This is a genomic window from Betaproteobacteria bacterium (genome assembly GCA_016713305.1).
Taxonomy (GTDB): domain Bacteria; phylum Pseudomonadota; class Gammaproteobacteria; order Burkholderiales.
Map to the genome: position 1 here is coordinate 696,318 of JADJPK010000031.1, position 21,743 is coordinate 718,060.

General features: G+C 63.5%; 21 protein-coding genes, 1 tRNA gene and 2 pseudogenes. 6 read left to right on the plus strand and 18 right to left on the minus strand.

The annotated features are described in order from the left end of the window. Nucleotides 1-109: 109 nt before the first annotated feature. Entirely contained in the window at nucleotides 110-331 is a 222-nt protein-coding gene (locus IPK20_24775; GenBank protein ID MBK8019581.1) for a hypothetical protein, read from the plus strand. Nucleotides 332-349: 18 nt separating this feature from the next. Here the strand turns inward: IPK20_24775 and IPK20_24780 are convergent, their stop codons facing one another. The 4 genes from IPK20_24780 to IPK20_24795 form a co-directional block, all read right to left on the minus strand. After that, nucleotides 350-982, minus strand: a complete 633-nt coding sequence (locus IPK20_24780; GenBank protein ID MBK8019582.1) for an aldolase — start codon at nucleotides 980-982, stop codon at nucleotides 350-352. Between the two features lie 73 nt (nucleotides 983-1,055). Further along, complete coding sequence (locus IPK20_24785) at nucleotides 1,056-2,324, minus strand: four-carbon acid sugar kinase family protein (GenBank protein ID MBK8019583.1); 1,269 nt, start codon at nucleotides 2,322-2,324, stop codon at nucleotides 1,056-1,058. A gap of 184 nt (nucleotides 2,325-2,508) precedes the next feature. Then, nucleotides 2,509-2,784 (minus strand): hypothetical protein, encoded by a 276-nt coding sequence (locus tag IPK20_24790; GenBank protein ID MBK8019584.1) that lies wholly within the window; start codon nucleotides 2,782-2,784, stop codon nucleotides 2,509-2,511. 120 nt (nucleotides 2,785-2,904) lie between these two features. After that, complete coding sequence (locus IPK20_24795) at nucleotides 2,905-3,552, minus strand: glutathione S-transferase family protein (protein ID MBK8019585.1); 648 nt, start codon at nucleotides 3,550-3,552, stop codon at nucleotides 2,905-2,907. A 32-nt stretch (nucleotides 3,553-3,584) separates the two neighbouring features. Between IPK20_24795 and IPK20_24800 the strand changes: the two genes are divergently transcribed. After that, a complete protein-coding gene (locus IPK20_24800) occupies nucleotides 3,585-4,178 on the plus strand; it encodes a DUF2946 family protein (GenBank protein MBK8019586.1) in 594 nt (197 codons plus the stop codon). Nucleotides 4,179-4,188: 10 nt separating this feature from the next. Here the strand turns inward: IPK20_24800 and IPK20_24805 are convergent, their stop codons facing one another. The 12 genes and pseudogenes from IPK20_24805 to IPK20_24860 all read right to left on the minus strand — a co-directional run bounded on the left by IPK20_24805 (nucleotide 4,189) and on the right by IPK20_24860 (nucleotide 17,407). Further along, entirely contained in the window at nucleotides 4,189-4,401 is a 213-nt protein-coding gene (locus tag IPK20_24805; GenBank protein ID MBK8019587.1) for a KTSC domain-containing protein, read from the minus strand. A gap of 72 nt (nucleotides 4,402-4,473) precedes the next feature. Beyond that, nucleotides 4,474-4,986: a DUF302 domain-containing protein gene (locus IPK20_24810; protein ID MBK8019588.1), complete on the minus strand. Its 513-nt coding sequence runs from the start codon at nucleotides 4,984-4,986 to the stop codon at nucleotides 4,474-4,476. A gap of 365 nt (nucleotides 4,987-5,351) precedes the next feature. Continuing rightward, nucleotides 5,352-5,973: pseudogene (locus tag IPK20_24815) on the minus strand (histone H1-like DNA-binding protein). Nucleotides 5,974-6,535: 562 nt separating this feature from the next. Beyond that, nucleotides 6,536-7,685: pseudogene (locus tag IPK20_24820) on the minus strand (ribonucleotide-diphosphate reductase subunit beta). A 59-nt stretch (nucleotides 7,686-7,744) separates the two neighbouring features. Next, on the minus strand, nucleotides 7,745-10,600 hold the full coding sequence (locus IPK20_24825; GenBank protein ID MBK8019589.1) for a ribonucleoside-diphosphate reductase subunit alpha: 2,856 nt from the start codon (nucleotides 10,598-10,600) through the stop codon (nucleotides 7,745-7,747). A 378-nt stretch (nucleotides 10,601-10,978) separates the two neighbouring features. Then, nucleotides 10,979-11,881 carry a histone deacetylase gene (locus IPK20_24830; protein MBK8019590.1) on the minus strand — a complete coding sequence of 301 codons (903 nt, stop codon included), beginning with the start codon at nucleotides 11,879-11,881 and terminating at the stop codon, nucleotides 10,979-10,981. A 61-nt stretch (nucleotides 11,882-11,942) separates the two neighbouring features. Then, complete coding sequence (ampD, locus tag IPK20_24835) at nucleotides 11,943-12,518, minus strand: 1,6-anhydro-N-acetylmuramyl-L-alanine amidase AmpD (GenBank protein ID MBK8019591.1); 576 nt, start codon at nucleotides 12,516-12,518, stop codon at nucleotides 11,943-11,945. Nucleotides 12,519-12,561: 43 nt separating this feature from the next. Continuing rightward, nucleotides 12,562-14,049 carry a sigma-54-dependent Fis family transcriptional regulator gene (locus tag IPK20_24840; GenBank protein MBK8019592.1) on the minus strand — a complete coding sequence of 496 codons (1,488 nt, stop codon included), beginning with the start codon at nucleotides 14,047-14,049 and terminating at the stop codon, nucleotides 12,562-12,564. Beyond that, nucleotides 13,968-15,584 carry a HAMP domain-containing histidine kinase gene (locus IPK20_24845; protein MBK8019593.1) on the minus strand — a complete coding sequence of 539 codons (1,617 nt, stop codon included), beginning with the start codon at nucleotides 15,582-15,584 and terminating at the stop codon, nucleotides 13,968-13,970. Before IPK20_24845 ends, IPK20_24840 begins: the two co-directional genes overlap by 82 nt. A 150-nt stretch (nucleotides 15,585-15,734) precedes the next feature. Continuing rightward, the gene (locus IPK20_24850; GenBank protein MBK8019594.1) at nucleotides 15,735-15,995 is read right to left on the minus strand and encodes a preprotein translocase subunit YajC; all 261 of its coding nucleotides are present in this window, start codon (nucleotides 15,993-15,995) and stop codon (nucleotides 15,735-15,737) included. Between the two features lie 64 nt (nucleotides 15,996-16,059). Further along, nucleotides 16,060-16,136: transfer RNA gene (locus tag IPK20_24855), tRNA-Pro, on the minus strand. A gap of 188 nt (nucleotides 16,137-16,324) precedes the next feature. Continuing rightward, nucleotides 16,325-17,407, minus strand: coding sequence for a polyprenyl synthetase family protein (locus IPK20_24860; protein ID MBK8019595.1), 1,083 nt, complete (start codon nucleotides 17,405-17,407; stop codon nucleotides 16,325-16,327). Nucleotides 17,408-17,453: 46 nt separating this feature from the next. Between IPK20_24860 and rplU the strand changes: the two genes are divergently transcribed. The 4 genes from rplU to IPK20_24880 all read left to right on the plus strand — a co-directional run bounded on the left by rplU (nucleotide 17,454) and on the right by IPK20_24880 (nucleotide 20,370). Continuing rightward, nucleotides 17,454-17,819, plus strand: coding sequence for a 50S ribosomal protein L21 (rplU, locus tag IPK20_24865; protein MBK8019596.1), 366 nt, complete (start codon nucleotides 17,454-17,456; stop codon nucleotides 17,817-17,819). A gap of 15 nt (nucleotides 17,820-17,834) precedes the next feature. After that, nucleotides 17,835-18,098: a 50S ribosomal protein L27 gene (gene rpmA / locus IPK20_24870; protein ID MBK8019597.1), complete on the plus strand. Its 264-nt coding sequence runs from the start codon at nucleotides 17,835-17,837 to the stop codon at nucleotides 18,096-18,098. Nucleotides 18,099-18,184: 86 nt separating this feature from the next. Next, entirely contained in the window at nucleotides 18,185-19,249 is a 1,065-nt protein-coding gene (gene obgE, locus IPK20_24875) for a GTPase ObgE (protein ID MBK8019598.1), read from the plus strand. Beyond that, nucleotides 19,246-20,370, plus strand: coding sequence for a glutamate 5-kinase (locus IPK20_24880; protein ID MBK8019599.1), 1,125 nt, complete (start codon nucleotides 19,246-19,248; stop codon nucleotides 20,368-20,370). Before obgE ends, IPK20_24880 begins: the two co-directional genes overlap by 4 nt. Before the next feature lie 149 nt (nucleotides 20,371-20,519). Here the strand turns inward: IPK20_24880 and IPK20_24885 are convergent, their stop codons facing one another. Both IPK20_24885 and IPK20_24890 read right to left on the minus strand, forming a co-directional pair. Then, nucleotides 20,520-21,062 carry a CNP1-like family protein gene (locus tag IPK20_24885; GenBank protein ID MBK8019600.1) on the minus strand — a complete coding sequence of 181 codons (543 nt, stop codon included), beginning with the start codon at nucleotides 21,060-21,062 and terminating at the stop codon, nucleotides 20,520-20,522. A 65-nt stretch (nucleotides 21,063-21,127) separates the two neighbouring features. Continuing rightward, on the minus strand, nucleotides 21,128-21,721 hold the full coding sequence (locus tag IPK20_24890) for a DUF3501 family protein (protein ID MBK8019601.1): 594 nt from the start codon (nucleotides 21,719-21,721) through the stop codon (nucleotides 21,128-21,130). Nucleotides 21,722-21,743 lie beyond the last annotated feature (22 nt).

The window sequence follows — 21,743 nt, forward strand, 5'->3', positions numbered from 1 at the left end:
TGCGTCGTGAGAGGACATGAAGATCGAGTTCCGTTTGCTGCAAAAGTTGCAGTCCCAATCCGTGCTTGACAAGCACACGCCGAAACTTTCGGAGTATTCGCGACCCATCATGAACGAACGTGACTATCGGGATTCCAAGGCCTCGTTGGCCCAGGCGATGCGCAGTGCGCCGACCGCGGAATCCGCCCTCAGGGCAGAGGCCCTGCTGCGCGAGATCGTTGACTACGAGATGCGCCTCGACATTGACGAGGAAGAAAGCTTCTCCGCGTACGAGGAACTTTCGGACTACGAGGGACCGCGGCGGCGGTGGTCCGACCGGTTCGACGATTGAGCCTGGCGCTCCCGATGGTCAGGCGCCGAAGCGCCGTTCGAGTTCCGCCACGGCATCTTCGTCCAGCACTTTGATCTTCTCCGTTCGAAGCATCAGGAAGAGCTTCGCGGTTTCCTCCAGTTCCTCTGTCGCGTACACCGCATTTTCCAGGTCCACCCCGGCGATCACGGGGCCATGATTCGCAAGCAGTATGGAATGGTGCTTCCGCGCCACTTCCCGCACTGCGTTCGCCAGCGACAGATCCCCCGGTGGGTAGTAGGGCAACAACGCGAGCCGGCCTACCTTCATCACGTAATAGGCGGTGATCGGAGGGATGGGATTGCGCTCGTCGAGCCCCTCGATCACCGATACGGCGACGGAGTGCGTGGAATGCAGATGGACCACCGCACCGGCCGAAGGACGCTCGCCGTACATCGACAGGTGCAGGAACGCCTCCTTCGAAGCCTTGTCCCCGGACAGATGATTGCCGTGCAAGTCGAGCTTCGTGATGCGAGCCGGGTCGAGCCTCCCCAGGCATGAATTGGTCGGTGTGATCAGGTAACCGTCGTCGAGTCGCGCGGAGAAGTTCCCGGAGGAACCGAAGGTGAGTCCCCGGTCGAACAGCGACTTGCCCAACACCGCCATCTGTTCCCGAATGGCACTTTCGCTCATTGCCACTTCCTCCATCGCGCGGCACTTCGGCCGCTGCCTTGACCGGATCTTTCCGACGCGGGGCGGCCCCGCTTCAGCCGTACTTGGCGAATGCCTTGCTGAAGAAGTCGGTCGTGCCGAAATTGCCCGACTTGAGCGCAAGAGCCAGGCGCGGTTCTCCCAGGCTGGCCGTCCACGGCACACCGGGATCGATCTCCGCGCCGATCATCAGGCCCTCGACGCCCAGCGCACTCACGATGGCGCCGGAAGTCTCTCCGCCCGCGACCACCAGTCTTCGCACGCCTCGCGCCACCAGACCTCGCGCAATCTGCGAAAGCGTTTCTTCCACCAGCGCTCCCGCGTGTTCCCTTCCCAGTCTCGCCTGCACTTCAGCCACCTGATCCGGCGTGCCTGAGGAATAGATGAGGATCGGCTTGTTCGACAGCCGCTCCTGCGCCCACTGCAGCGCTTCGGCGACGACATCCCGTCCGCCTGCCAATGCCATGGGATCGATCGCCAGCGTGTCGTGGGTACGCTTCATGTGCTCTACCTGGGACAGCGTGGCGGCGGAGCAACTGCCAGCGATGACCGCGGCATGGCCCGCAATGTCGGGCAGACGCATGGCCTGGCCCGGCACGAGCTCGCCGGAGCGAACGAAATTCGCAGGCAGCCCCATGGCCATGCCGGAGCCGCCCGTCACCAGCGGCATGTCGGAGCAGGCTTCACCGAGCACCTGCAAGTGTTCGTCGCTCAGCGAATCCAGTACGGCATGCCTCGCTCCCTCCTGACGGAGGCGCTCCATCGCCGCACGCACTTCAGCAGGCCCGCGGTTCACGATGGAAACCGGCACGAGCCCGACCTTCCGCGGTGTCTGCTGCTGCAGCACGCGCACCAGCGAGGGATCCGTCATCGGGGTGAGGGGATGATGACGCATGCTCGACTCGGACAGCAGCATGTCTCCGACAAAGATATACCGCTGGTAGACCGTCCGCTTGTTGGTGGGAAACGCCGGATTGAACACCGTGAAATCCGTTCCCAGGGCATCGCACAGCGCGTCCGCCACCGGACCGATGTTGCCCTTGGAGGTGGAGTCGAAAGTCGAGCAGTACTTGAAATAGAACTGCCGGGCTCCCGCGCGTCGCAGCCAGTCGAGCGCCGCGAGCGACATGGAGACGGCCTCGGCGGCCGGATTGCTGCGTGACTTGAGCGCGACGATGACGGCATCCACATCGGGGACAGGCAGATCGCGGCGGGGAACGCCCAGCAGCTGGACGGTACGCATTCCTGCCTTGACAAGCGTGTTCGCCAGATCGGTGGCGCCCGTGAAATCGTCGGCGACGGCTCCCAGAAGAATGCGGGCCAAGATGTTCTCCGGCAGTGATCGTTGAGCCTGCTATTTGAACACAGCGTCAGGGGCCCAAGACGCAGCCTTCTGCGGAAGAGACGCATGGGTCCCGCCCGTCCTCCGGCGTCATCAGGCTCCGGACAACGACTTCAGCCGCGGGCGCCGCATTTCCTTGGGGTGACGACCCCGCGTGTGGCCCGCCCTACTGACCGCTCAGCTGCAACAGATAGGGGATGACCGATTGACGCTGAGCTTCGTCCGGCATGAAGTGGCTGGGCAGATGCCGCTCCAGTCTAGCCGCGCGGTCGGGCGCCGGAGTTCGTGCCACGAGTTGCGTCAGCCGCTGAGTGTTGTGACAGCTCACGCACTTCGACTTCACCAGCTGTTCGCCGGCGGAGGGTTCGTCATCGGCCCATGTCGGTAACGAAGTGGCGGCTGCCACGGCGAATACGACCGGTCCCAACCGCTTCATATCCATGCGTCTTCTCCCTGTTGGCGCGCGCTGGCGCGTCCTCGAATTCGATTGAATCCCAACGGAAGCCGAACGCCGGCGACGCAGATCAAGTCAGACTGCATTCCGGGCCGGCCGGTCCCGTCTTCACTTCTTCCAGTGTGGCGGTACGGTCCTGTCCAGATAGGGAAGCGCTTCGACCCGTTGCATCCAGGCCCGCATGTTCGGGCCGACAAGCGCCCCCACGCCCACATCCTGTTTGCGCTTGTCCACCCGCAACGTCAGCGCGACATGGGGGTAGAGCGTGAAGTCGGCTGCATTGGGCGCGTCGCCGGTGAGGAAGGCGGGCCCCATGGATTTCTCCCACCAGACCATCTCGGTGGCGGCCTTCTCCCGCGCCAGAGCGATCGCATCCTCGCTCCAGTTCTCGCGCGGCGTGAACAGAACGGCATCCAGGAGCGGGTCCATCGCCGGAAGGAAGTACTGATCGGCTTCCTGGATCAGCCTGCGCGTGATGGCCCTCGTCCGCAGCGTCTTGCCGATGAGCGGCGGGCCGTCCGGGAAGCGCTCGTCCAGGTATTCGACAATCGCGGCGGATTCATACAACGCGAAGCCCTCGTCCGAGATCGCGGGAATCTTGCCCCGCGGATTGATGTCCAGATACTCGGGCTTCTTGTGTTCCCGGTCCGAGAACGAGATCATTTTCAGTTCGTAGGGAACGCCTTTGAACTCGAGAGAAAGCCAGACCCGCCACGCGAAGGGCGAGCCGGAACCGCAATAGAAGGTGAGCGCCATGACGTGTTGCTCCGAAGTGCCGAGCCGGAATTATGGATGACATCGTCCGCAAGGCGCTGGAAAAGTGGCCCGACGTTCCCCACGCGTACGGCTGGCTGTCGCTGGACCCGCGGGGAAACTGGCTTCTCAAGGGCGAGCGCATCGGCAACGCGGGCGTCATCGCCTTCATCAATCGCAACTATGAATCCGACGCCAGAGGCCGCTGGTACTTCCAGAACGGACCACAGCGGGTCTATGTCGCACTCCCGGGTGCGCCGCACGTGTACCGGCTCGAGACGCAGGACGGAAACACGCTTGTCACCCATACAGGCCACGACGCCGGTCGAGTCGACGGTGCCTGGCTGGACGACCGCGAGCGAGTCGTGATTCTGGCCGACGCCGGGGTCGGAACGCTCGACGATCGGGATCTTCCGCGGATCGTGCCGTGGCTTTCGGACGAGCACGGGAAGCCGGTGACCGATGACGCCCTGGCACGCTGGATGGCGGGAGACGCCGCTGTGCCTCCTCCTTGGTTGCGCCTCGCCGGTTGCGCCGTGCCGGTGGAACGCATCGCGGCCGCGGATCTGCCGCACCGATTCGCCTTCGATCCCGATCCGCGGCCCGCCGACGGCGAACCGGAATGCTGAGTTAGATCGCTCAGCGGAGCCGTCTTGCGGTGAAGGATTCCTCGATGTTGTCGCGAAAGTAGCTGCCTGGGGAAGGCGCCGCCATCAGGCGCCGATACACCTCGGGGGAAACGCGGGAGTACTGCACGATCGAACCGCTGGGGAACTCCACCTCCAGCGTCTGCGAGGCCGGGTCATAACCGACGGACCGGATCTGCGTGGCGGACAGTCTCTTTCTTTCCATGGCGGTTCCGTCTCCTGTTCGGACCGGAGGTCTGCGGTCACTCCACGCGTGGCGGCAAGACCGCTTGCCGGTTCACTGGGAGATGCCCTTCACGACGCCCGCGACCAGTGCCTCGGACCGCTCCAGAGCCGCTCGGACGTCGGGCGAGATCTCGGGCATCAGCAGCGTTCTGTAGCTCACGTATACCCGGCCTGGCGTACCGGAGAGCGTGTAGACCGCCACGGAATACGGACAAAGACCCACGAGATGCGCGTCGACCTGGGTCGAGCCGTGCGCGGTGCTCGCCGAGCAGAACTGCACAATCTCCGCGTTCCCGTAGAGGTCGCGCGCTCCGCCGACATCGCTGCGAGTGCGCTTCAGCATGTCGCCCACGGCTGCCGTGTTGCTGACGGCGAGCCCCTTCTGCTCTATCGAGAAGACAAGCTGATCCCGGATGTCCTCGAACGTGCCCGCAAACTCGCTGACGATCAGATCGCCCAGGCGAAAACGTGCCGGCTCCTCGGCCGACACCACGGCCGCAAAGCACAACCAGCAAACCAGCAAAGCCCTCTGGCACCGAATGCCGAAAGATTTACACGCGTTCATGTTCGCCTCCGCGACCAGGATCGTTCGGATGGTAACGCAGGGCGCCAAGCCCAGACGCTTCGGAAGAGCGGGAGAACGCGGCAGCAGGGCGAGACCGGAGTGGACGAACCGGAAGGGGATCGCCGGGCGATCGGGACTCGGCCAAGGCTGGCAGGACAGCGCTCTGGAATTGCGGGAAGACGTTCTGACGGTGCCGCTTGCGCGGACGCACTCAGACGAAGCTGGAGCGAAGAACGGGGGAGGCGTGTTGCGCTCAAGGTGCGATCGTCGACACGATCGGCACCCCAGCAAGAGCCAAGAGCCCGCGGATCAGTGACTGGTATCCATCTCGGATGCAGAGCTGCCCGCAGGCATCTGGGTAGCGATTAGTTCGGTCTACCCGCTACAGGAAAGGGCCACGCGGCCGGAGCCGACAGAGGCTTGGGCGCTGCGGGGGCCGCGGCCGCGGGAGCGGCGGGCTTGGCAGCAGCCTTCTTCGGCGCAGCTTTCTTGGGAGCCGCAGCCTTCTTGGGGGCCGCAGGCTTCTTGGGCGCAGCAGCCTTCTTGGCTGCCGGCTTCTTCGCTGCAACCTTCTTGGCTGCCGGCTTCTTGGCGGCGACCTTCTTGGCTACCGGCTTCTTGGCGGCGACCTTCTTGGCTGCCGGCTTCTTCGCTGCAACCTTCTTGGCTGCCGGCTTCTTGGCGGCGACCTTCTTGGCTGCGGGCTTCTTCGCTGCAACCTTCTTGGCTACCGGCTTCTTCGCTGCAACCTTCTTGGCTGCCGGCTTCTTCGCTGCAACCTTCTTGGCTGCCGGCTTCTTGGCGGCGACCTTCTTGGCTGCGGGGCTTCTTTGCGGCTACCTTCTTGGCTGCCGGCTTCTTGGCGGCGACCTTCTTCACAGCGGGCTTCTTCGCTGCAGTCTTCTTTGCGGCGGGCTTCTTGGCCGCCGGCGCTTTCTTCTTCGCCGGAGCCTTCTTGGCCGCGGTGGCCTTCTTGGCAACTGCCATTTCAATACCTCCTGAAGAGAGTTGAACAGCACATTCGCGAAGACTGTTGCAATACCGCAGCAACCGACTCCGCGACTGCAGCGACGCGCTTACGCAAAAAGCATGCTTGTAACGCAACCGCATCGCGACAGCCCGATGGCATGCGCATCCGTTCGACGGAATGCCCATGCGTCCGAACAGCGAGTAACCCTCCGGGGCGCAGTGAGACGAACCGCGCCCGAAGCCACTCGGCGTACGAAAACGAAGAGGGAGAAACACCGGCACCGAGCGCGCTTGAGCGCCCTCGGCGAAGAAAGGGAGACGGCCCGTGCCTACGAGCGCTGCCCATCGACACGTCCCACCCGCGTTGACCTGCTGGAAGCGAACTCAGTGGATGCAACCGAGTGCGCCCCCGCCTTTGCGTCTTGAAGGAACTTGCGACTCCTTGTTCCCGTTCACACCACCCCGGGCTGCGTCGGAGAATTCCGCAGTCATCCGGGCCCGGACGAGGCAGCCACACTGCCGCCGCGCCACCGGTGCGTACGACGCGAATCCCTCAGGACACTGCCGTCGAACACACCATTCAATCCCAACTCAAGGCGCCACCGGTCTGGTACTCGATGACGCGTGTCTCGAAGAAGTTCTTCTCCTTCTTCAGATCGATCATCTCCGACATCCACGGGAACGGATTATTCGCTCCGGGATACGGAATTTCCAGTCCGATCTGCTGACACCTGCGATTAGCGACAAATCTTAGGTATTCCTTAAACATTGGCGCGTTGAGCCGAGCACGCCACGCGGCATCGTATCCTCTGCGTAGCGATATTCCAACTCCACACCGCGCTGCATGAGGCTGCGAATCTCCTCTCGGAACTCGGGGTCCACAGCTGCGGGTTCTCCAGCTTGATCTGGTTGATGAGGTCAATGCCGAAGTTGCAGTGCATGGACTCGTCTCGCAGGATGTACTGGTACTGCTCGGCCGCCCCGGTCATCTTGTTCTGCCGCCCGAGTGCCAGAATCTGGGCAAATCCGACGTAAAAGAACAGTCCTTCCATGATGCAGGCGAACACGATCAGGCTGCGCAGAAGCTTCTGGTCGTTTTCCGGCGTTCCGGTCTTGAAACCCGGATTGGTGAGCGTCTCGATGAACGGAATGAGGAACTCGTCCTTCTCCCGGATGCTGTCGACCTCGTGGTAAGCGTTGAAGATCTCGCCTTCGTCCAGCCCCAGACTTTCGACGATGTACTGATAGGCGTGCGTGTGGATGGCCTCCTCGAAGGCCTGCCTCAGGAGGTACTGCCGGCACTCCGGCGCCGTGATATGCCGGTAGGTGCCCAGCACGATGTTGTTCGCGGCGAGGCTGTCGGCGGTCACGAAGAAGCCCAGGTTGCGCTTGACGATGAGCCGCTCGTCTTCCGTCAACGCATGAGGGTCCTTCCAGGTGGCGATGTCGCGGCTCATGTTGACTTCCTGCGGCATCCAGTGATTCGCGCAGCCCGCCAGATACTTCTCCCACGCCCACTTGTACTTGAACGGCACCAGCTGATTGACGTCGGCCGTTCCGTTGATGACCCGCTTGTCCTCCACCCGTATCCGGCCGAACGGGCTCTGTGCGGGCACAGGCGCCGGTGCCGGCTGGCTCCGCGCCGTGACCGGCTGGGAGCCGCCGGTGTCGCGCAACGACTGGAGACCCAGGCCAGACAGTGGAGTGGCGGCGTCTTCGAATTGCAGCATTGGGTAATGTCCTCTTGTTCTTCGTTTCCGTGTTGGTCAGATCCAGCGCCGGCCAGCGGTCATTGGCATGCTTCGCACGTCGGATCGTCGATCGCGCAGAACTTCGGCTCCGCGGCTGCCGGCGACGCCGCCATGCCGCCGTGAGCAGGAACGGAATTGAGCTCGCCCCCCCGCCCGGTGGACTTCTCGGCCGACGTCGCAGCCAGCGTTCTCAGGTAGTAGGTGGTCTTGAGACCGCGAACCCATGCGAGCTTGTAGGTCTCGTCGAGCTTCTTTCCGGATGCACCGGCCATGTAGATGTTGAGCGACTGGGCCTGGTCGATCCACTTCTGCCGGCGGGCGGCGGCCTCGACCAGCCACATGGGCTCCATCTCGAAGGCCGTGGCATACAGCGCACGCAATTCCCCGGGGATGCGATCGACCTTCGCGAGGCTGCCGTCGAAGTACTTGATGTCCGCGATCATGACTTCGTCCCACAGCCCGTCCCGCTTCAGGTCACGTACGAGGTACTCGTTGGCCACGGTGAACTCGCCCGAGAGGTTCGACTTCACGTACAGGTTCTGGTAGTTGGGCTCGATGGAGGCGGACACGCCCACGATGTTGGCGATGGTGGCCGTGGGGGCGATGGCGAGACAGTTCGAATTGCGCATGCCGTATTGGGCGATGCGCGCGCGCAGGGCATCCCAGTCCATCGTTGCCGACGTGTCGACTTCCACGTAGCCGCCTCGCGCCTCTGCCAGGAGCTGGAGCGTGTCCTGCGGCAGCAATCCGCGGGACCAGAGGGAGCCTTCGTACGTGGAATACCGCCCCCTCTCCTGGGACAGCTCGGTGGAGGCCCAGTAGGCGAAATAGGCAACCGCCTCCATGGAACGGTCCGCGAACTCCACCGCCTCCCGCGACGCATACGGCACCCGCATCTCGTGCAGGCAGTCCTGGAATCCCATGATCCCGAGACCCACGGGGCGGTGCTTCAGATTGGCGTTCCGGGCCTTGTTGACGGCGTAGTAATTGATGTCGATGACGTTGTCGAGCATCCGCATGGCCGTCGAGACGGTCTGCTTCAGCTTGTCCAGGTCGAGCTTGCCGTCGCGCATGTGGGCCACGAGATTGATCGACCCCAGGTTGCATACGGCGATTTCCGTGTCGGACGTGTTCAGCGTGATCTCGGTGCACAGGTTGGAGCTGTGCACGACCCCCACGTGCTGCTGCGGCGAGCGGATGTTGCAGGGGTCCTTGAAGGTGATCCAGGGATGCCCCGTCTCGAACAGCATGGACAGCATCTTCCGCCAGAGCTGGAGCGCAGGGATCTTCTTGAACAGCCTCAACTCGCCTCTCGCCGCCTTGTCCTCGTAACGGACATAGGCTTCCTCGAACGACTTGCCGAAGCGGTCGTGCAGGTCGGGCACGTCGGCCGGGGAGAACAGGGTCCATTCGGCACCTTCCATCACCCGCTTCATGAACAGATCCGGAATCCAGTTCGCCGTGTTCATGTCGTGGGTACGGCGCCGGTCGTCGCCGGTGTTCTTGCGCAGTTCCAGGAACTCTTCGATGTCCAGGTGCCACGTTTCCAGGTACGAGCAGACCGCCCCCTTGCGCTTGCCGCCCTGGTTCACCGCCACGGCCGTGTCGTTGACCACCTTGAGGAAGGGCACGACACCCTGGCTCTTGCCGTTGGTGCCCTTGATGTGGGACCCCAGCGCCCTCACAGGCGTCCAGTCGTTGCCCAGCCCTCCGGCGAACTTGGAGAGGAGCGCGTTTTCCTTGATGGCCTCGTAGATGCCTTCGAGGTCATCGGACACCGTGGTCAGGTAACAACTGGAGAGCTGGGAACGTTGCGTCCCGGAATTGAACAGGGTGGGCGTGGAACTCATGAAATCGAAGCTCGAGAGCACCCGGTAGAACTCGATGGTTCGGGCCTCGCGGTCGACTTCGTTCAGGGCGAGGCCCATGGCCACCCGCATGAAGAACGCCTGCGGCAGCTCGATCCGGCGGCCGTGAACGTGGAGGAAGTACCGGTCGTACAGCGTCTGCAGACCCAGGTAGCCGAACTTGAGGTCACGTTCGGCATCCAGGGCCTGACCCAGCCTCTCCAAGTCGTAACGCGCCAGCCGCTCGTCCAGCAGCCCCGCTCCGACCCCCTGCTTGATGAAGCGCGGGAAGTATTCCGCATACCGGGCGTTCATCGCGCTCTGGCCCACGGATTCGCCCAGGACCTCGAAGCGGACGTTGTCCAGCAGCAGGCGGGCCGTGACGTAGCTGTAGGCAGGGTCTTTCTCTATGAGCGCACGGGCCGCGAGAACGGTGCACTTGCGCACCTCATCCATCGACACTCCCTCGTAGACGTCACGGAGGATGTTCTGCAGGATGAGGCCGCCATCCACGGTGTCCTGCAGCCCGGCACACGCTTCGGTCACCAGAGTCGTGAGGCCGTCGAGGTCCAGGGGGCGCAGCACGCCCGCATCGTTGACGTTGACCACCTGAGGCGCCTGTTTGGCCTGCGCCTCCTTCGCCCTTGCCCTCTCCCTCGTGCGCTCCTCGCGGTACAGAACGTAGGCACGCGCGACGTCGTGCTCGCCGAAACGCATGAGCGCCAGTTCGACCTGGTCCTGGATGTCCTCGATGTGGAAGGTTCCGCCCTGCGGCTGCCGGCGCACAAGCGCTCCGACGACCGCATCGGTCAGCTTTGCCACCATTTCGCGCACCCGGGCGGATGCCGCTCCCTGTCCGCCGTTGACGGCGATGAAGGCTTTGGTCATCGCCACGCTGATCTTGCCAGGCTCGAACCCGACCACCGCGCCATTGCGACGAATCACCTTGAAATCGCCATATCGGGATTCGCGCACGACCGCCTCCTGCATGTGCCCGAAGGCGGCATCCTGCATCAGCGGTGTGGCGGTTTCGGTGACAAGTTGCATTCGTCCTCCTGAGTCGGATGGCGGGGGAGCCGCAGGCGGGTCGGGCAATCTGCCTCGATCCGGTTGTCGCAGCACCCTATATGTTGTGTTCTGGGGCGCAATCGCCACCAAGTCTTCGGTACCCTTCCATGGTGGACACAACATCTTGTGTTCATTGCATGGTCGAGAAACAAATTCTAGTGTTTAGGGTCGGTGTGTCAAGGCGGATCGCTCGGGCGACGCCCGACATCGCATGACGCCGTTGTGGAAAGCCGCGCCAGCACTCGAACCAGCCCGATATTTGCCACTAGGTTGCAGAACTGGGTGGCTCGTCGCGCCCGCCTCCGGATGACGCGGGCATCGAAGATGCCGGTACTGGCTTGCCGCGGGCGACGCCGATCAGCGACGGTTCATCTCAGCCACGGCGCGAACCGTCGCGAAGTGGATGTCGACGGTGTCCTCGATCCGGCGACCGTAGCCCCCTGCCATGGTGACTGCGATGGGCAACCCCGAATCAGCGCAGGTCCGCAGCACGAACCTGTCGCGCGCCTCCAGTCCGCCCTTGGTGAGTTTCAGGCGGCCGAGACGATCTCCTTCGTGCGGATCGGCCCCCGCCAGATAGATCACGAGTCCGGCCTGGGCGGCAGACATGGCGCGGAACAGACCGCTTTCGAGAGCCCGGAGATATTCCGCATCCCCGGTTCCGTCCGGAAGCTCGATGTCGAGATCGCTTTCTTCCTTGCGGAACGGAAAATTGTGAGCACCATGCATGGAGAAGGTGAATACGGACGGATCATCGCGGAAGATGGACGCCGTGCCATTGCCCTGATGAACGTCGCAGTCGACGATCAGCACGCGTCGCACGCGCTCTTCAGCCTGCATCGCGACCGCCGCAATGGCCGCATCGTTGAAGACGCAGTAGCCCTCGCCACGGTCGCGGAAGGCGTGGTGAGTGCCGCCCGCCAGGTTGACCGCCATGCCGTCCTCGATCGCGGCTCGGCAAGCCTCCAGAGTCGCGCCGCTCGAACGCCGGGACCTCTCGACCATCTCCGGCGTCCAGGGAAACCCGATACGCCTGATCTCCTCCGGCGCGAGAGTTCCGGCGACCACGCGCCCCAGATAGCCGGCATCGTGCACCCGCAGGATTTCCTCGTCTGTGGCCGCGCGGGGGGAAACCGGCGGCTCGTCCCGGCACACCCCGGAGGCAACCACCCGTTCACGCAGCATCCGGTACTTCTCCATCGGAAAGCGATGCCCCTCCGGCAGGGGAAGGACATAGTGATCGGTGTAGAGGACCTTCACGGGTGCACGGGCAGCCGGTCGCAGCGTCTCCGGCAGAGCGAAGATGGGGGAACGCCCGGACTCATTCGCCCGGGGAGGCGGGTACCGGTCCCGGCAGACCGGTGTCCCGCATGAACCTGGCCCAGTCGAACCAGGGGCCCGGATCGGTCTTGCGCCCGGGCGCGATGTCGGAATGTCCAGCGGCGGCAACGAGCCCGTAGCATCGGGCCAGCGACCGCGCGAGTGAGGCGAGGGCTCCGTATTGGACTTCCATGAAGGAGAGGTCGTCGGCTCCCTCCAGTTCGACGCCGATGGAGAAGTCGTTGCACCGCTCCCGGCCTCGCCACGTCGACTGGCCCGCATGCCAGGCCCTGTGAAGACAGGACACGTACTGGACCAGGGCGCCCGTGCGGCGGATCAGGAAGTGTGACGACACCCGCAATCCCCGCAGCCGGTCGAAGTAGGGGTGCGCGCCGCAATCCAGACGGCCCAGAAAGAGGTCATCCACGAAGCCTCCGCCGAAGTCCCCGGGTGGGAGGCTGATGTTGTGGATGACCAGCAACTCGGCGAGGACACCTGCCGGGCGGGCATCGAAATGCGGCGAGGGTATCTGGGTGGCGCCGGGATGCCACCCGAACTGGTCGATGCCGAACCGCATCTGGGCCCCCGGGGGTCGTGTACTGCAGGCGTTGCGGGGGCCGTTACTCGATGCCCAACCGTTCCATCCGGTAACGGATCGAACGGAAGGTGATCCCCAGGAGCTTGGCTGCCGCCGTGCGATTGAACCGGGTCTTCTCCAGCGCCTCAAGGATTGCCTCGCGCTCGACGCGGTCGAGATAGTCCTGCAGCGGCCACTTGCCGTTGCTTCCGACGGGCGCCGCTTCCCGCGTGACGATCTCGGGCGGCGTGATCTGAAGGTCGTCCTCGGTGATCTTCCCGTTGCTGCAAAGAGCCAGGGCACGCTCTAGGATGTTCTCGAGCTCGCGAACGTTGCCGGGGAAGTCGTACTGCTGCAGTGCCTTCATCGCCCCCGATTCGATTTCCGGCTTGGGGCCCTGGATGCTGCGGGCAAGACGGTCGAGAATGAATTCGGCGAAGAGGGGCACATCCTCACGCCTGTCCCGCAGGGCTGGCATGCGCAGCTCGATGACGTTGAGCCGGTAGTAGAGATCGTGGCGGAACTTGCCGGACTCCACGCATTCGCTGAGATTCTGGTGCGTGGCACTGATGATGCGGACATCGACGGCCTCTTCCTGCGTGTAGCCCACCTTGCGCACCTTCTTTTCCTGGATGGCGCGCAGCAGTTTCACCTGCATTGGCAGCGGCAGATCGGCGACCTCGTCCAGGAACAGCGTGCCGCCATGTGCGGCCTGGAAGAACCCGTCCCGGTCGGCATCAGCGCCAGTGAAGGCACCTTTCCGATATCCGAAGAATTCGCTCTCCATCAGGTTCTCCGGGATGGCGCCGCAGTTCACGGGCACAAAAGGCTTGTCCCGCCGCACGCTCTTCTGATGAATGAGCCGCGCCGCAAGTTCCTTGCCGCTACCCGATTCGCCTGTGACGTGCACCGGCGCTTCGCTGCGCGCCAGCTTCTCAATCATCTCCCGCACGTGCTGCATGATCGCGGACGTGCCGATCAACCCCTGTTCCGTAACGGCCCGGGCCTGGGTGGCGGCGGGCAAGGACAGCGCGGACTTGACCAGGGTGCGCAACTGCTCGAGCGATACAGGCTTGGCCAGGTAATCGAAGGCGCCCGCCTTGAGGGCAGCAACCGCGTTCTCGGTGTTGCCGTGCGCCGTGATGACGGCCACGGGAAGGTCGCGTACGTTCTGCGAAATGAACTCGACAAGCTGCAGTCCTTCGCCATCGGGAAGCCGCATGTCGGTCAGGCAAAGATCGAAGTGGCCTGTCTTGACTTTCTCTATCGCCTCGCCGACCCGCATGGCCCGTTCCACCTCGAGCCCCATGCGCAGCAGCGTGAGCTCGATCAGTTCGAGGATGTCCTCCTCGTCGTCCACGATCAGCACTGTCCGCGTGCCCGCCCCGCTTGCGTTCGGCTCTTTGCGCTTCACTGCCTCTCTCCTGGAAAACCGCCGGACAGGCCGGTTCAGACGCTCTTGATCACCACCATGAATTGGGCGCCCGCGGGACGCTCCACATACGACAAATTCGCACCGTTGGCTTCGCATACTTCCCGGGCGATGTAGAGACCGAGGCCGGTGCCGCTGGAAGCCGTCGTGAAGAACGGCTCGAACAGATGGGCACGCAGCGATTCGGCCACGCCGGGACCGTCGTCTATGACACTCAATTCTACTGTACCGTGCGCCGCTCCCGGCTCCACCGCGATCTGCACGCTGCCTTCCTGCCTCTTGCTGTACCGCAACGCATTGCGGCACAGGTTCCACATGACTTGATTCAGGTGCGAGCGATCGAAGCTCACACGGGGTTGAACCGACATGTTCACGCGGATCAGCTCGGGGGCGACCTTCTCGATCTCGCAGAACTGGGCAGCGAAATTCCGCAGGAACTCCCCAAGCGAAAACGTCTCGCGGACCGCGCGGTCCCGCCGATTCAGACGGAGAACGTCCTGCACCATCCGGTCCAGTCGCTGTGCGTTGTCGTGGATGATCTGCAGCAGCCGGCGCTGCGTTTCGTTGGTCCCCTGCTCTTCCTGCAGCAGTTCGGCAGCGTGATTGATGGCGGACAACGGATTGCGGATCTCGTGCGCGATGTTGGCCGTGAGCCGGCCCAGCGACACGAGCTTCATCTGTTGCGCCTGTGTCTGGATACGCGTGAGGTCTTCGATGAAGATGACCACGCCCTGGCTTTCGCGGCTGCCCACCGGCACGAACCGGGCAGCCGTGACCTTCTGGGTGAGTATGGTGCGCAGCGGATCGAAGCCCGCATCGGGATTCTCCTGCCACCGCGCCAGCCTGGCCGCCAGACCGGAGTTGTATTCCTTCAGGTGCAGGTCGCGTACCTTGGGAGCGGGGCCCAGCAGTTCCTCGGCGCGGGCATTCATCTGCCGGACCACCCCGCGTGAATCCACGACGATGACCCCGTCCTGCATGTCCTGCATCACGAGCTGGCTCACCTGCGCCATGCTCGCGAGGTCGACCTCGCGCTGGGCCGCCAGTTGCTCGCTCGCAGTCGCACGCTTGGCGAGCGCATGGGCAAGCCAGGCGGTGGCGAAGTAACCGATGGAGAGCAGCCCCGCCTGCAGATACATCGTATAGCTGCCATAGAAGAACAGCACCTCGTAGGTGTGCTCGAGCAGGACGGCAACGGACGCGAGCGACGCGAAGAAGAGTGTGAGGCGGCCTCGGCTGATGATGCCTGCGGCGGCAAGATTGGCGAGCAGAAGGAGCCCCAGCCCGCTGGAAATACCCCCGCTCGCGTGCAGCAGCAGGACGATGAACAGGATGTCGCCGCCTACCTGGATGACGAGCTGGATAGGAAAACTCGGCCGGCGGGCCGCAATGGTCGCGAAACTCAGAGCCGAATAGACGACATAACCTACGCACCCGGTGACGAACAGCGGCCGGTTCCACGAACCGAACAGCAACGTCTGGCCCAGAACCGCCGTTGCAAGCAGCAGCACGGTGGCCACCGCCAGGCGATAGCCATTGAAGTACAGCAGGGAGCGCCAGTAGCTGTCGGGATAGTCGATCCCGGGCGCGGCGGGTTCCGGCGTGGGCGTGTGTTCGGCGGGTGAATCGGACACGTGCGCTCTGAAACTCGATCAGTTAGGAACGAAAGGGCTCTTTCGCGGGAAAGGGTCTGCAGCGGTATGCCGTATGCAAGGTCCTCGCGTCAAGCGAACAAGGAAGTGCTGCCCCGCCGGCGGTGCCCCGCAGGGCACCCCCGGCACGCGTCAATCGCCGCTGCGGCGCTTGGACGCCGGCCCGAGTTTCCGGTGTTCGTCGGTGCAGTAGAAGGCCCCCTGGGACAGGAAGCTTTCGCTCTTGGGAAGGTGCACGCCGCAATGCGCGCATCGGACCATGTCCTCGAGTGAGGAACGCGGCGTGTCTGCTCCCTCTTCTTCCTTTTGCTGTCTGGACAACGATCGCTGATAGTTCTTGAGCAGCAGTACGACGCCCGCGATCACGGCAAGGAGAAGGAGGAATTTGGCCACAGAAGCGCGGTCGGTGACGGCTCGGATGCCGGACTTGAATGTCGATGTTGGATTTGGTTGGATTTGGTCGGGGTGAGAGGATTCGAACCTCCGACTCCTGCGTCCCGAACGCAGTACTCTACCAGGCTGAGCTACACCCCGAAGACGGTGCGCCGACCACTCGCGGACGCACCATGCACGACCAAACTGACAACTCCAATCGATGCTGCCACATCGCGACCGGACCCGCCTCGGTCCCGATTGCGTGCGACAGCGTTTCCGGCGACACGATCAGCCAACTATCATTCGCTGAACGAACGTTCGTTGAACAAACATCAGTTGCACGAACATCACTGCGAACGCGTCACCGAAAAGGCGGCCAAGTGTAACAGACTCTCCTTGTATGGCGAAGACTCGATGCGATCGAGCATGGCAACAGCGCGATCGATCTCGGCTCGGGCAGCATTGCGGGCATATTCGAGGGCCCGGGTTCTCGTGATGGCGGCCATCACAGGGCCGAACTCCGCCAGCCCCCCTTCCGCGATCGCCTTGCGCACAAGGGCCGCCTCGTCGCGCGTACCGGAACGCAGGACGTGGATGAGCGGCAGCGTGGTCTTGCCTTCTGCCAGGTCATCACCGAGATTCTTGCCGGTCTCCGCCGTTTCGCCCGAATAATCCAGTACGTCGTCAATGACCTGGAAGGCCGTCCCGAGATGCATGCCGAACCTGGCGAGATCCGATTCCACTGTGTCCGAAGCGTCGGCAAGCACCGCGCCGAGGCGCCCCGCGGCCTCGAAGAGCTTCGCGGTCTTGTAACGGATCACGCCAAGGTACGCATCCTCGGTGATGTCGGGATCGTGCACGTTCATGAGCTGCATGACCTCGCCCTCGGCGATCACGTTGGTCGCGTCGGAAAGCACTTCCATGACACGTGGCCGGCCGACCGAAACCATCATCTGGAACGAACGGGAATACAGAAAATCGCCCACCAGGACGGAGGCCGGATTGCCGAAAACCGAATTGGCCGTGGTTCGGCCACGCCGCATGTCGGACTCGTCGACGACGTCGTCGTGGAGGAGCGTCGCGGTATGGATGAACTCGACAACGGCTGCCAGTTGGTGGGCATGCGGGCCGCGATATCCGCAGGATCCGGCTGCCAGCAGGAGCAGGACCGGGCGAAGGCGCTTGCCGCCGGACCCGATGATGTATTCGCTCACCTGGCGGATGAGGGCCACGTCCGAGTGCAGACGGGCACGCACGACGTCGTCGACGGCGCGCAGGTCCTCGGCCAGGAGAGTTCGGATGACGTCGATCGACAAGACGGGCGGACCGGAGGAAAACGGGAATCTTAGGAACCGTGCGATTCGGGTGTCAAGCTGGCGGCTGCCTTTTCTCACAGGGAAACGGTCTTGGCATTTGACTCGGCGAAGCATTTTTCGTACGATTCGCGCCCTTTTGGTACACGGATTGGGATCAGCCATGTACGCGGTCATCAAAACCGGCGGCAAGCAATACCGCGTCAGCGCCGGGACGAAACTCAAGGTAGAACAGCTCTCCGCCGACATCGGCTCCGAAGTCGTGCTGGACCAGGTTCTGATGGTCGGCAACGGTGAATCGGTGCAAATCGGCAAGCCCCTCGTGTCCGGCGCCAACGTCAAGGTCACGGTTCTGGGTCACGGCCGGGCCGACAAGGTTCGAATCTTCAAGCACCGCCGCCGCAAGCACTACAAGCGGCAGGCCGGACATCGCCAGTGGTTCTCGGAGATCTTCATCGCCGGGATCGACGATGGAAAAGGTGGCGTTGCGACCGCGGAAGCCCCCAAGGCTGCCGAGGCCAACCAGTAATCAGGAGCTCACGCCATGGCACACAAGAAAGCAGGTGGCAGTTCACGCAACGGGCGCGATTCCGAGTCGAAACGACTGGGAGTGAAGCGATACGGCGGTCAACTGGTGCTCGCGGGCAACATTCTGGTCCGTCAACGCGGGACCCAGATGCACCCCGGGGACAACGTCGGCGTCGGCAAGGATCACACGCTGTTCGCAAAGGTCGATGGCGTCGTGAGTTTTGCCGTCAAGGGTCCGCTCAAGCGCAAGACCGTCAGCGTCACGCCCGTGGCCGCCTGAAATTCCGGACGGCAGGGTCCGCAAGAAGCCCTATCGATGCGATAGGGCTTTTTTGCTTTATCGGCCCCCCGCACTGACACACGCCCATGAAGTTCGTCGACGAAGCCCTCATCGAAGTTCATGCCGGAGACGGCGGGGACGGTATTGCCTCGTTCCGCCGCGAGAAGTTCATTCCCCGCGGCGGCCCGGACGGCGGAGATGGGGGAAGGGGCGGAAGCATCTGGGCGGTGGCGGACCGCAACATCAACACGCTCATCGACTACCGCTTCGCACGAATTCACCGCGCTCGCAATGGCGAGAAGGGACGGGGTTCGGATTGCTATGGCGCGGGTGCCGACGACGTCACCCTGCGCATGCCGGTCGGCACCGTCATCACGGATATCGAATCGGGGGAGCGCCTCGCAGATCTTGCCCATGACGGCGATCGTGCATTGATTGCCAAGGGTGGCGATGGTGGATTGGGCAACATCCACTTCAAGTCGAGCACCAATCGGGCCCCGCGCCAGTGCACGCCAGGCAAGCCGGGAGATCACCGCAGGCTGCAGCTCGAACTCAAGGTCCTGGCCGACGTCGGCCTGCTGGGCATGCCCAACGCGGGGAAGTCGACGTTCATTCGCTCCGTGTCTGCAGCGCGGCCAAAGGTGGCGGACTACCCCTTCACCACCTTGCATCCCAATCTCGGTGTCGTGCGCATCGATCACGCCCGCAGCTTCGTCATCGCCGACATTCCCGGCCTCATCGAGGGCGCGGCCGAGGGTGCGGGCCTGGGGCACCAGTTTCTCCGGCATCTGGCGCGGACACGCCTTCTCCTGCATCTCGTGGATGTCGCCCCGACCGATCCCGATGTCGATCCTGTCAGGGAGGCCGCGGCGATCGTTCAGGAATTGCAGAAGTACGCTCAGGCGCTCTTCGACAAACCGAGATGGCTGGTACTGAACAAGGTGGACCTGATCCAGTCGGAAGACCGCGAGGAGCGCATCGAAGCGCTCGTTCGGGAACTTTCGGCGGCAACGGGAGCCGCGCAGGTGCATGTCATCTCCGCCATGACGGGCGAAGGGTGCCGGGACCTCACGTACAGGATCATGGACCATCTCGACAGTGTCAGGGAAACCGCTACCGTCTCCGCGGAGATGCCCTCGGAGCAGCCATGATGTCCATGTCCGTGGTCCGGGAGTCTGCACGCCTGGTGGTCAAGGTCGGTTCGAGTCTGGTGACCAACGGAGGTCAGGGACTGGATCTGGCGGCGCTGGCGCAGTGGGCAGAGCAGATCGCCGGGCTGGCCAAGGGCGGCAAGGAAGTCCTGCTGGTGTCGAGTGGCGCGGTCGCGGAAGGGATGCAGCGCCTCGGCTGGAAGCGACGTCCCAAGGCGCTTCACGAACTGCAGGCTGCGGCGGCCGTCGGGCAGATGGGACTGGTGCAGGCGTACGAAACCTGCTTTCGACGCTTCGATCTGCGGACCGCCCAGATCCTGCTCACGCACGAAGACCTGGCAGACCGGCGGCGATACCTGAACGCCCGTTCCACATTGCGAACGCTGCTCTCGATGGCGATCATCCCCATCATCAATGAGAACGACACGGTCGCCACCGATGAAATCCGGTTCGGCGACAACGACACGCTGGGCTCTCTGGTGACCAATCTGGTCGAAGCCGACGCGTTGATCATCCTCACGGACCAGCCCGGGCTGTTTACGGCAGACCCCCGGAAAGATCCATCGGCGACCCTGGTGCGGGAAGCTCGTGCCGGAGACCCTGCCCTCGAAGCGATGGCCGGTGGAGCGGGAAGTGACATCGGCTCGGGCGGCATGCTCACGAAGATACTCGCCGCGAAACGCGCGGCGAGAAGTGGAGCACACACGATCATTGCCTCGGGACGGGAGCCGGACATCCTGAAACGGCTCGCGTCGGGGGAGGCCATCGGGTCCCAGCTCGTTGCCGAAACGCCCACCCTGGCGGCGCGCAAACAATGGCTCGCCGACCACCTCCAGGTCAGAGGGCGACTCCTGCTCGACCACGGTGCTGCCCGGGCACTGGCCGCGGGCGGGAAAAGCCTTCTTCCGGTGGGAGTTCACGAACTCGAGGGCAATTTCGAACGCGGAGAAGTGGTGAGCTGCATCGCGCCGGACGGCCGCGAGATCGCCCGGGGTCTGGTGAACTACAGTGCCCACGAAGCGCGCCGCATCCTGCGTGCGCCAACCTCGGAAATCGAAGCCAGGCTCGGCTACGAAGACGACCCCGAACTGATTCATCGAGACAATTTGGTTCTGCTCTGAAAGAGCAGAACCAGATTGCGTCGCAGGCTGACCTGGCAAAGCCAGGTCAAGGACGAAGTCCCGGCCGAAGACACAATCCTCCGCCTCCGCTGCTCTGAAAGAGCAGAACCAGGTTGCGTCGCAGGCTGACCTGGCGAAGCCAGGTGTCCTCAGTCCGTACCGTCCCGGCGTCTGCTGAGAAGACCGTCGCTCGACTTCTTGATCTTAGCGATCACCACCGCGCCGTTCTTTGGGGTCATCCCATCACGGTCGCAGACGTACTCGTCCCACAAGGTGTAGCGAATGGCGTTGAGACCCGACTGCTCGATGCGCTGCCACCGGGGCGCCGGCGCTCTGGACCACCCGCCGTCGGGCCGGCCCGTGGCGTACATCTTCCATTCCTGCGTGGAACAGCGGATGCCCTCGTAGCTGACATTGTCGATCCCGCGCGCGGTCCTGACCAGCAGCGTGTAGCGCGTGATTCCGTCACCACCCACCGAGATGGACGACGGGTCCAGTGCGGTCTCGTGCTGGATGAAACGCTGAGCCTTGAACTTGGTCCAGGTCGCTGGAGCAGAAGTCTCCGGCAGCGTGGCGAACTCGTTCTCGGGCAGCAGGGACGGTCCGGAATCGCGCTCGAGTCCGGCCCGGCTGCCCAGATCGCGGTTCAGCGCGCGGTTGTACTGCCCCGGATCCTGGGGCTTGATCTCGATGTCCTTGCATCCTCCGCCCACCAGGGCGGCCGCAAGGACCAGGAACGAACTGCGCTGGAGCTTCGTCACGTCGGAAATCTGAGGTCGTTCAGGAGGGAATCTCGAATGCCGGAGGATACCGGATCGTTCGCGTGCGTGTACGACGCGTGGTCGATTCCAATGGAAAGCGACGCGCCACCGCGCAACGACGTCTTCATCGCGGATGACAGTTCGAATCTCAGAAAGTGCACGGACGACGTCTTCTCGTCGTTCTCGCGTTCCAGGTCCTCGTCGGCAATGGCAAACACCTTGGCGTGACCCGCGACCCGCACCCAGGTGAGATCCTCGATCCCCTTCAGCTCGGCCAAGCGAACCCGCCGCTCATCCACCTCGGGATACTCGATCAGCATCGTCGCCTTCCAGTTGCTGCCGTCGGGCAGCAACGGCGTGTAGGCCTCGAGTTCACCCTGGATGCCAGCCTCGTCGAAGATCTTCTCGATCCTCAGCATTTCCTGGATCTGATAGCGAAGGGTGAGTTCGTCCTCGAAGATGAGCGTGACATGGTCTCCGATGCGCACCTGACGGGACTTCTTGTGCTCCATCACCTTCGCGCGGAAATCCTTGCGGTTGCGCGCGTAGGACTCGAGAGTCATGAGGCTGTCGCGGGGAATGGCATTCATGGCATGCATCATCGGGAGAGTG